4 protein-coding genes and 1 riboswitch are annotated in these 2,516 nt (G+C 25.8%); of the genes, 2 read left to right on the forward strand and 2 right to left on the reverse strand.

The window, feature by feature from the left end; genetic code table 11:
• Window positions 1-290 (forward strand): hypothetical protein (locus ACMOUI_RS04230; RefSeq protein ID WP_418964492.1); only part of this gene is annotated, 290 nt, incomplete at its 5' end.
• Window positions 291-324: 34 nt separating this feature from the next.
• On the opposite strand, the gene ACMOUI_RS04235 is transcribed toward ACMOUI_RS04230, so the two are convergent.
• Both ACMOUI_RS04235 and ACMOUI_RS04240 read right to left on the reverse strand, forming a co-directional pair.
• Complete coding sequence (locus ACMOUI_RS04235) at window positions 325-615, reverse strand: MarR family transcriptional regulator (protein ID WP_418964493.1); 291 nt, start codon at window positions 613-615, stop codon at window positions 325-327.
• 112 nt (window positions 616-727) lie between these two features.
• Window positions 728-803: riboswitch (cyclic di-GMP riboswitch) on the reverse strand.
• A gap of 126 nt (window positions 804-929) precedes the next feature.
• Window positions 930-1,130: a cold-shock protein gene (locus tag ACMOUI_RS04240; protein ID WP_418964494.1), complete on the reverse strand. Its 201-nt coding sequence runs from the start codon at window positions 1,128-1,130 to the stop codon at window positions 930-932.
• A 203-nt stretch (window positions 1,131-1,333) separates the two neighbouring features.
• Here ACMOUI_RS04240 and ACMOUI_RS04245 point away from each other — a divergent pair.
• The coding region (locus ACMOUI_RS04245) for a hypothetical protein (RefSeq protein WP_418964495.1) at window positions 1,334-2,516 on the forward strand (1,183 nt) is incomplete at its 3' end.

Consider the following 2,516-nt stretch of genomic DNA (forward strand, 5'->3'; position numbering starts at 1 on the left):
ATATACAACTATCCAATATTATCTTTCTTTATCTTTGGAACTTAAATACAAGTAGTATCTCTGAACTTTCAAATACTATAGTTGTTTTTAAAGAGATACCCAAATTTTTACATCCCATTATTCAAAATACATTTTTTATAAAGGAGAATATTCGTATATCTAAGTTTATAATGGAATCTGAGTTAGATTCCTATATTTCCAATGATGAAAATATATCCATTATAACTTTTGAAGAGTTAAAAATAAAAACTCGTTATCCCTTTATTAAACGTTATTCACTGCCTTTATAGCAAATATAACCTCTGTATAGAATCTATATAGAGGTTATATTTTTAATATCTGCATCAGTTTTATTCTACTACACAGATCCTTTCCAATTTTTGTTGGATGAAGTCTAAAAACTCTTTTATCATCAAAAGTTCCATACTTTTGAATTAAGTTTTCTTTTTCTAATTTTTTTATACAAATCGATACTGATCCCTTTGATAGCTCCATTCCCATTGTAAGTTCACATAGAGTTATCCCTGGATTTTCATTTATTCTTCTCAAGATTTTTTCATGTGTAGAGTTAATATGATATTTTGTCAACTCCTTTTTTATCTCAGTTTTCCACATAGTACAACACCTCTAATCATTTAGTCTCTGTTATATTTATATATAAATATTTATACTTTCCTCTTTACAACTTTTTCAAAAAAAAAAAACACCTATCCCTTTATTAAAAGATAAGTGCAACTGGCTGCCATTTTAAAGGCCCTATAGCTTTGCGTCCTACGGTTTCCCATAGTTTGCCATATATTTTTTATATTATATCTATTTACAACTTAATCTGCAATATTTTTTTGAACTAATCTCACAAAATAAAGTATTAAATAAAAAAGATGGAAACAACTCCACCTTTTTTTATATTTTATTATTAGGATTAGGTACTAGTTTGCTTGAACCTCTTTTGCTAAAGGTCCTTTATCTCCACTTTCAATTTTGAAAGATACATTTTGCCCCTCTTCTAAAAATCTAAATCCTTCACCTATAATTCCTGAAAAGTGTACAAAGTAATCTTTTCCCTCTTCACAAGTTACAAATCCGAATCCTTTTTCCTTATTGAACCATTTTACTGTTCCTTTTGTCATAATTCTGTTCCCCTCCGCATTATAAAAGCTTTCTAAAGGTTTTATTCACCTTTTATATGTATCAATAATACCATATATAGATTATTAATTAAATATTTCAATTTTTCTTTTTATAGAAGCAAAAGTGATATATTGAGTTTTTATAATAACTATTTTAATCCCTCTTTATCTATGATAAACTATTGAAACCGGGGGGTGGTAAAATGAATACAACAGCTGCTAATATTCTAAAAATTTTATCTCAAAATGAGATGTCTATTGAGGATATGCAACTGTATTTTAACGTTGAGCGAAGTTCGATTATAAAAACAATCTCACAACTCAATCTATTTCTAGAATCAATAAAATTACCAACTATCTATAAAGTAGCTAATTTTTACTTTTTAAAATTAACTCCAAAGGAGATAGAGTTTTTATTTCAGAACTTTAAAACCTTAACATTTGATGAAAAGATTGATTATCTTTTTATTAAATTTATCTTCACAGGGTTCTTAAACTTGGAAAAAGAAAAAAGTATTCTAGATGTCTCAAGAAGTACAATTTTAAGATCTTTTCAAGTTGTCAAAGATGAATTCTCCAAAAATGGTACTACTTACGAGTATAGTCATGGTAAGGGGCTTATTTTAAAAAAAATATCTGAAAAAGATAAGATTCTTTTTTATAAGAAACTTATGAAGTTATTCGTTGAAGAGGATATTCTTGTTCCTATAAGAAGAGAGCTTTTAAATAGTCTTAAATCTTTTGATACAAAAAAGAGATTATCTCAAATTTACTCCATACTCAAAAAATCTGATCTACCTATTAACTATTTTTTACTTTCATTTATATGCTCTTTAGAAATATGTATCAATATTTTTGGTGGTTTTAAATTTAGAGATGAATCCAATTTGAACTTAGAAAAATTTAAGGAGATTGAAAACAATGTGAATATATTTGGTGAGGATTTTGATAAGGAGTTTAAAGATCAGCTATCTCACTTTTTAACAAATCTTTATCTAGAAAAAGGGATTTTAGAGGAAGATAATAAAAATCTATGTCTCAAGTTAATGGAAGCTATAAAATCAAAATTCAAAGTGCAGATGAAAAATAAAGACTTGGAAAAGATGCTTTTTAATAAGTTATATCTCTCTTTTTTCAAGTATAACAATAAAATTATAAGAGTTATAAATGTTTCATTTAATAGACCTCATAAAATTATTTTAAATAATTTAGATGATATTTTAAAGGAGTTTTCCTGTAATCTCTATGTTGTTGATAAGTTTATGATTGTATATATAATAAGACGAATAATTGTTGATGAAAACTTTTCAGATATAAAAAATGTATTACTTCTTTTTAATGATGTTATTGCTATTGATCAAATTTTATTAAAAAACTCTCTTAAAG

Source organism: Cetobacterium sp., from assembly GCF_048470075.1.
Taxonomy (GTDB): domain Bacteria; phylum Fusobacteriota; class Fusobacteriia; order Fusobacteriales; family Fusobacteriaceae; genus Cetobacterium_A.

What these genes read in the sequence shown, in the direction of transcription:
- ACMOUI_RS04235 (WP_418964493.1), bottom strand. Translation starts at nt 615, where the DNA reads ATGTGGAAAACTGAGATAAAAAAGGAGTTGACAAAATATCATATTAAC.
- ACMOUI_RS04240 (WP_418964494.1), bottom strand. Translation starts at nt 1,130, where the DNA reads ATGACAAAAGGAACAGTAAAATGGTTCAATAAGGAAAAAGGATTCGGA.